This is a genomic window from Anoxybacteroides voinovskiense (genome assembly GCF_014196205.1).
Classification (GTDB): Bacteria; Bacillota; Bacilli; order Bacillales; family Anoxybacillaceae; genus Anoxybacteroides; species Anoxybacteroides voinovskiense.
In genome coordinates this window covers 61,083-68,391 of record NZ_JACIDE010000016.1, presented here as the reverse complement: position 1 = coordinate 68,391, position 7,309 = coordinate 61,083, and the positions used below count along the sequence as shown (strand labels likewise).

At 43.3% G+C, this 7,309-nt stretch carries 6 protein-coding genes; 1 reads left to right on the top strand and 5 read right to left on the bottom strand.

The features are described 5' to 3' along the window. Nucleotides 1-76 precede the first annotated feature (76 nt). A complete protein-coding gene (gene ilvD / locus GGR02_RS11290) occupies nucleotides 77-1,774 on the bottom strand; it encodes a dihydroxy-acid dehydratase (RefSeq protein WP_183184949.1) in 1,698 nt (565 codons plus the stop codon). Between the two features lie 190 nt (nucleotides 1,775-1,964). Here ilvD and GGR02_RS11285 point away from each other — a divergent pair, with 190 nt between their 5' ends. After that, nucleotides 1,965-2,432 carry a Synaptonemal complex 1 gene (locus tag GGR02_RS11285; RefSeq protein ID WP_183184947.1) on the top strand — a complete coding sequence of 156 codons (468 nt, stop codon included), beginning with the start codon at nucleotides 1,965-1,967 and terminating at the stop codon, nucleotides 2,430-2,432. A 65-nt stretch (nucleotides 2,433-2,497) separates the two neighbouring features. Here GGR02_RS11285 and GGR02_RS11280 read toward each other — a convergent pair whose 3' ends face one another. From GGR02_RS11280 to GGR02_RS11265, 4 genes are all read right to left on the bottom strand, one after another. After that, a complete protein-coding gene (locus tag GGR02_RS11280; protein ID WP_183184945.1) occupies nucleotides 2,498-3,421 on the bottom strand; it encodes an AEC family transporter in 924 nt (307 codons plus the stop codon). A gap of 12 nt (nucleotides 3,422-3,433) precedes the next feature. Next, nucleotides 3,434-4,135: a response regulator gene (locus GGR02_RS11275; protein ID WP_183184943.1), complete on the bottom strand. Its 702-nt coding sequence runs from the start codon at nucleotides 4,133-4,135 to the stop codon at nucleotides 3,434-3,436. Nucleotides 4,136-4,138: 3 nt separating this feature from the next. Next, nucleotides 4,139-5,719 carry an ATP-binding protein gene (locus tag GGR02_RS11270; protein WP_183184941.1) on the bottom strand — a complete coding sequence of 527 codons (1,581 nt, stop codon included), beginning with the start codon at nucleotides 5,717-5,719 and terminating at the stop codon, nucleotides 4,139-4,141. 61 nt (nucleotides 5,720-5,780) lie between these two features. Continuing rightward, a complete protein-coding gene (locus tag GGR02_RS11265) occupies nucleotides 5,781-7,298 on the bottom strand; it encodes a tripartite tricarboxylate transporter permease (protein ID WP_006319709.1) in 1,518 nt (505 codons plus the stop codon). Nucleotides 7,299-7,309 lie beyond the last annotated feature (11 nt).

Below are 7,309 nucleotides of genomic sequence, written 5' to 3'. Positions count from 1 at the left end.
CACCTCCTAGGTTTGTTTGTGTCGTTACTTACATTCTACAGGAAAGGTGCTCTTTTTTCTATGCTTTTTATGGATATTATTGGTTAATCAACACGCGTGACATTTTCATAATGCCGCCAGTACTAGCAGAGGTGACGAGTTTCGAGTAACGAGCCAAATACCCGGTTTTTACTTTCGGCTCAAATCCTTTCCAATTCGCTTTTCGTTTTTCCCACTCTTCTTCCGAGAGTTGGACATCAATCGTTCGTTTTACGATATCAATAACGATATAGTCCCCATCTTCCACAAAGGCAATCGGTCCGCCTTCCGCCGCTTCTGGCGATACGTGCCCGATGGACAGCCCACGAGAAGCTCCGGAGAATCGTCCGTCGGTAATGAGGGCGACTTTCGGGCCAAGTCCCATGCCGACAATTTGCGATGTCGGCGCAAGCATTTCTGGCATTCCTGGACCACCTTTTGGCCCTTCGTAACGAATAATGACGACATGCCCTGGTTTTACTTTTCCGCTCGCAATTCCTTCTAGCGCTTCTTCTTGGGAATCGAACACAATCGCTGGACCTTCATGGCGAGTAATGCCTCCTTGAATGCCGCCTGTTTTAATGATGGCGCCATCTGGGGCTAAATTTCCAAATAAAACAGCAAGCCCCCCTGTTTCGGAGTACGGATTGTCCATCGGACGAATGACGTCATAATTTTTCACTTCACACCCAGCAATGTTTTCTCCGAGCGTTTTTCCAGACACCGTCAACGCATCAAGATGAAGCGTTCCTTCTTTTTTCGCCAGTTCATGTAATACCGCGGATACACCGCCTGCCTCGTGCAAATCTTCAATATGCATATCTGAAGCAGGCGCCAATTTTGCTAGGTGCGGAACACGGGAGGCTACTTCGTTAATGCGCTCGAGCGGATAGTCAATGCCTGCTTCGTTCGCAATCGCTAACGTATGTAGGACTGTATTGGTCGAGCCGCCAAGCGCCATGTCAAGCGCAAATGCGTTATCGATCGCTTTTTCCGTCACGATGTCGCGCGGTTTAATGTCGTGTTCAATTAAATACATTAACTGTTTGGCTGATTGTTTCACAAACTCTTTTCGCGCGGGATCAATGGCTAAAATCGTTCCATTGCCAGGCAACGCTAAGCCGAGCGCTTCCGCTAAACAGTTCATCGAGTTAGCGGTAAACATACCAGAACACGACCCACACGTCGGACAGCCGAATTGCTCGAGTTCTTGTAGCCCCTTTTCGTCAATTTTGCCAGCTTGGTAGGCGCCAACCCCTTCAAATACGGAAGAAAGGGAGATTTTCCGTCCGTCGCTCGTTACCCCTGCTTTCATCGGTCCGCCACTGACAAAAATGGTTGGGATGTTCAAACGCATCGCCGCCATCATCATGCCAGGCGTGATTTTATCGCAGTTTGGAATGCACACCATGCCATCAAACCAGTGGGCAGAGACAACCGTTTCTACCGAATCGGCAATAATTTCGCGGCTTGGCAACGAATAGCGCATCCCAATATGTCCCATTGCAATACCGTCATCGACGCCGATCGTATTCATTTCAAACGGCACACCGCCTGCTTCGCGAATCGCTTCTTTCACGATTTTGCCAAACTCTTGTAAATGCACATGTCCTGGAATAATATCAATATAAGAGTTGACAACGGCAATAAACGGCTTATTAAAATCTTCTTCTTTTACCCCTGCAGCGCGCAATAAACTGCGGTGCGGCGCGCGATCAAACCCTTTTTTGATCATATTGCTTCGTAGCTCTCTCACTTTCTATCCCTCCATTAACCTCTTATATTTTTAGTATTGTATCACTTTTGTGAATAGATTGACAATTAGAATGATAGAAAAAGTTTGCAGAAAATGAGTAGCTACGTATATGAAAAATGTCGCAACAAGACGAGATTTCCCTTTTTTTGTTTTCTTTCTTCTTTTATAATAGACGGTGGGAGGTGAAAGGATGGAACAAGAAACGATGGTAAAGGAAATTTTAACGGCGCTCGATTTTTTCTCGACGCAAATTCGCACACAAATCGCCGAAATGAATGACAAATTTGAAGCGCAAATGAAAGAGATGAATGAGCGCTTCGAAGTCAGGATGAAAGAAATGAACGAGCGATTTGAAACGAAAATGCAAGAGATGAATGATCGGTTTGAAATGAGGATGCAAGAAATGAACGACCGATTTGAAATGAGGATGCAAGAAATGAACGACCGGTTTGAAATGAGGATGCAAGAAATGAACGACCGACTAGAAGCAAGAATCGACCAGCTAGAGGATGAAATGAACGAGCGATTCAACCGGTTAGAAACAAAAATCGACAGCTTGCGCATCGAACTTACCGAAACACAAGAAACCGTCGACTTCCACTCTGCGAAAATCGCCCAACACGAGCGAAAACTCCGCAAGCTATACAGACAACTATAATCTCTTTCAGTCACTTTTTCCCTATTCCCATGAAAAAGAAGAGCCACCTCGCTCTTCTTTTCTTGTTAAAACAAAAAGCGCGCGAGATAAACGACACCGGCTACGGTGGCGGGGCTCAACAACGTGGATAAAAAGACAGCCTGCGCGGCATACTCTGGATGATGCCCATATTCTAGTGCGTAGAGTGCCGTATTTCGTGAGCATGGGTAGGAGCTGGCGATCAATAGTGCCTGTGCGGTTACTCCGTGAAGATGTAAGATCGTAATGATGATAAGCGCAATCACTGGGGACAGAAACAGCCGGCTGCCTACCGTAAGAACTAGTAGCGGTGGAATCCGTTTAATGTCGATATATGCCAATTGAGCTCCGAGCGTAACTAGTGCCATCACTAAAAACGCATTGGCGGTATGTTCTAGCGGATTCCAAAGAAACGATGGAATTGGAATGTGAAGCATTCGGAAAAACAGTCCAAGCACAAGCGCGTAAATAATCGGGTTTTTCAAAAACTCCCCCGCCATCTTCCCCTTCGTTTGACTAGCGGAAATAAATTGAAACACGCCATATGTATTCGTTAAAAAATTTTGGAAAATGGTAACAACAATTTGAATCGACAGCCCTAACGGCTCGTGACGAAAGACAAGCTGGCTGACCGGAATGCCAAAATTGCCGGAATTGTTGAGCACAATCGTATTTTGAAACGTTGCCCCTAAGCTGCGGTCAAGCTTCAGCCACTTTGCCATTACAGCGCTGAGCGCAATGAGCGTGCCATTTTGCAAGATAAGAAAGAAAAGGACGCTCAACAATACGCCGCTTTTCATGTCGCTTTCATAAACGTTCACAAATCCAACCGCCGGAAGCAAAAAATACGTCGTGAGTTTCGACAACGTATTCATGTCGAAATGAAATAACCGATGCAAATACGCCCCTGCGCCAATCAACAAAAACAGCGGCAAAATGACATCAACAACAATGTGGATGAAAATGTCCAATAGTGGTCCTCCTTAACTCCTTTTTAACCGATAAATTCTTTCCGGTCTTCCGACAGTTCCGTAGGAAACATCTGCGATGACGATAGAAACAGAGACTAAATACTCTAAATATCTCCTCGTAGTCGTCCGGCTTGCACCAATTAGTTTTCCGACCTCTTCCGCTGTCACCCCCTCATGATATTGCTTCATCACCGCTAGCACTTTCTCTAATGTCAATCGATGAATTCCTTTTGGCAGTTCATCATCTGCATCGCTTAGTGCGTAGTCTCTGCGAATTAGTTCATCAATTTCTTCTTGTCTAATAATCTCTTTTTCCTTCATCATCCGCTGCATTTTATCATAATACTCTTTATATCGAACTAATGTTTCTGTAAATCGTTCTAACATAATCGGCTTAATAATATAGTCAAACACACCTCCATGCATCGCTTGCTTCAACGAATCAACCTCTCGGGCAGCCGTAATCATAATTACATCAACATTCATAAAATGCTCCCGTATCCATTTTAATAAATGCAAACCATGCATGTCCGGAAAGTAAATATCTAATAAAACTAATTCCGGTTGAAGTACGGTGATCAATTCCTTTCCTTCCTGCTCGTTTGTAGCGATTCCTATCACTTCATACCCCGGAACTCGCGCGACAAATCGCCGATTAATTTCTGCAATTCGCTTATCATCCTCTACAATAAGAACACGAATCGGTTTTGTCATCTCTCATCTCCTCCGCTTTGGAATCACAACGGTAAAAACTGTTCCTTTTCCTCCTTCTGTATGATACGTAATATGTCCTTGCAACGCAGTTAACGATTTTTGAACTAAATCAAGCCCATAGCCACGTTGCGTCCCCGATTTTGTGGAAAATCCTTTACTAAATATTTGAAACTCTAATCCATCTGGAATCCCTATTCCTGTATCCTCAACTTCAATGATCAAATCCTCGCCAAGATCGGTAAAAAATGCGGTAACACGCTTTTCTTCCCGACCGTTTTCTAATACTGCCTCCATCGCATTATCAATAATATTGCCGATAATTGTGACAAGGTGGTCACGGTCAATATTGGAAATGTCGCGAAAACTACTTTGCCGATCAATATCAAACGTAATTTTTAGCTCGCTTGCTTTGTTAAATTTTCCGATTAACAATCCCCCAATCACAGGATCGGGAATTTCTTTCATGACAAAACGGACAATATCTTGTTGGACGTTTGTTTCTTTTGTAATGAGTTCTAGCGCTTCTTCATAAGATTCTAGCTGAATTAATCCGGAAATAACATAAAGTTTATTAGAAAACTCGTGTGTTTGCGCCCGAAGTGCTTCAGCGTAGCTTTTTACTTGAGACAATTCTTTTGCTAATCGGTAAAGTTCGGATTTATTGCGAAACGTCGATACAGCCCCGATGACAGAGCCATTTTTGTCGACAATGGGAATACGATTAGCAATCACCGTTTGTTCTCCTATTTCCATTTCCACATCGTACTCTGCTCTTCCTGTTTTCATCACATCTAGCAGCCGTGAATGAGGAATAATGTGCAAAATATACTTTCCTAAGACATGTTGCTCTGTTTCGCATCCTAGTATCGACATTGCCGTCTTATTAACCATCGTCACAATTCCATCTTGATTAACCGAAATAAGCCCTTCACGAATTGCTTCTAATATCGCTTGTTTTTCTTGGTAAAGAAGTCCGATTTCTTTCGGTTCTAATCCGTGGATCGATTGTTTTACCATTCGAGCAATAAGTACAGAACCAATCACCCCAAGCAATAGCGCAATAATCGAAAAAAGGAGAATTTTCTCCGTATACGCCCAAACGATTTTTTGTATATCTTCGAGCATAAACCCGACCGAAACAATCCCAATCACTTGGCCATTGTCATCAAAAATCGGCGCTTTCCCGCGAATGGCTGGTCCAAGTGAACCAACCGCTTCTGAAATAATCGATTTCCCCTGAAGAACCGCTTCGTTATCCCCACCAACCATTTTTTTCCCGATTCTCTCTTCCACTGGATGAGAATAACGAATTCCTTCTTTATTTCCGACCACGACATACTCCGCGCCTGTTTTCTGACGAATCATCTCAGCAAACGGCTGAATTTGTTTATGAGGCTCTTGTTGCTGAAAAGCGTCTCTCACTAACGGAACCGTTGCTACGCTCTCTGCTACATTTAATGCCCGCAACCCAATCTGTTCTTTTAAAGTGGAGGCTAGCATGTGCTGAAAAAGCAGTGATAAAAATACAATGACGACAATAATTAATGAACCAATAATAATAATAAGCTTCGTTTGTAGTTTCATCGTACCACCCTTTAGAAAAAAGAGAAAGACCGACTGCCGAACGCAGTAAGTCTTTCGTTTTTTACATATCTTCGTTTACAATGACCGATTTTCCTTTTAATTTCATCAAAAACGGGATAGCAATCCATAAAATTGCCGCAATTAGCAGAACAAATGAAATCGGTTTTTCAATAAATACAAAAAAATCACCGTTCGATGCTGTAAGTGCTCTTCTCATATTATTTTCAATCATTGGCCCTAATACAAGCCCTAATACGAGCGGTGCAAGCGGAAAATCATGTGCAGCAAGCAAATATCCTAATACTCCAAAACCGAGTAATAGAAAAATATCAAACGTTGTCACTTGGACGGCATACACACCGAAAATAGAAATAGCAATAATAAGTGGCAATAAATATTTAGGCGGTGTTTCAATAATTTTAGCAAATATTTTGACAAGCGGCATATTTAAAATGAGAAGCATCACGTTTCCGATAAACATACTCGCAATTAAGCCCCAGGCCACATCTGGATGTTCATCAAAAAGTAGCGGACCGGGTTGAACGTTATACATCATTAATGCTCCCATTAGAATCGCTGTCGTTCCTGAACCTGGAATTCCTAGCGTTAGAAGAGGAATCATCGCTCCGCCGGAAGCAGCATTATTCGCAGATTCTGGTGCAGCAACGCCAGCGATTGTCCCTTTTCCAAATTTCTCAGGATGTTTACTTATTTTCTTTTCCAACATGTAAGAAAAAAACGAGGCTAACGTAGCTCCAGCCCCCGGCAATATCCCGACTAAAAAGCCAAGCAGTGAACCGCGAGCAATCGGACCAGCACTTTCTTTTAATTCTTCTTTCGACGGAATAATCCTCCCAATTTTTGCAATGCCGTCATTATTTTGCTCCTTATGGAGAATGGCTTTAAACACTTCTCCAAGCGCGAAAAGCCCAACCGCAACTGTTAAAAATTCCAATCCTCCATAAAGAAACGAAATATTATACGTAAACCGTGCTACCCCTGATACACTATCAAGTCCAATCGTTGAAAGTAATAATCCAAAAACCGTCATCATCCAAGCTTTCGTCATCGAATTTCCAGCAAGTCCGCTGACTGCTGCCAGCCCAAGAATCATTAACGAAAAATATTCTGCCGGTCCGAACTTTAGCGCTACGTTCGAAAGAGGTTCCGCTAGCAACACAAGCGCAATTAACGAAACAATTCCAGCTGCAAACGAGCCAATCGCTGCAATGGCTAATGCGGAGCCTGCCCTTCCTTGTTTTGCCATTTGGTATCCATCAAGCGCCGTAACAACCGACGACGATTCCCCAGGTGTGTTCAGCAAAATAGAAGTCGTCGAACCCCCATACATAGCCCCATAATATACACCAGCAAGTAAAATAATGGAACTTGTTGCAGCCTGTGCTGGTTCAAACCCTGATGTCATGGAGGCTGTAACAGGAATTAACAGTGCCACCCCGCTCATCGGACCTATTCCTGGCAAAACACCAACAGCCGTTCCAATCAGTACGCCAAGAAAGGCAAAAAATAAATTATGCAACTGCAACGCCGTTTGAAAACCATCAAGAAGAAATGTCACGCTCGTTCCTC

Excerpts from the sequence above, each read along its gene's own strand:
- GGR02_RS11285 (WP_183184947.1), top strand. The coding sequence starts at position 1,965 with ATGGAACAAGAAACGATGGTAAAGGAAATTTTAACGGCGCTCGATTTT.
- GGR02_RS11275 (WP_183184943.1), bottom strand. The coding sequence starts at position 4,135 with ATGACAAAACCGATTCGTGTTCTTATTGTAGAGGATGATAAGCGAATT.
- GGR02_RS11270 (WP_183184941.1), bottom strand. The coding sequence starts at position 5,719 with ATGAAACTACAAACGAAGCTTATTATTATTATTGGTTCATTAATTATT.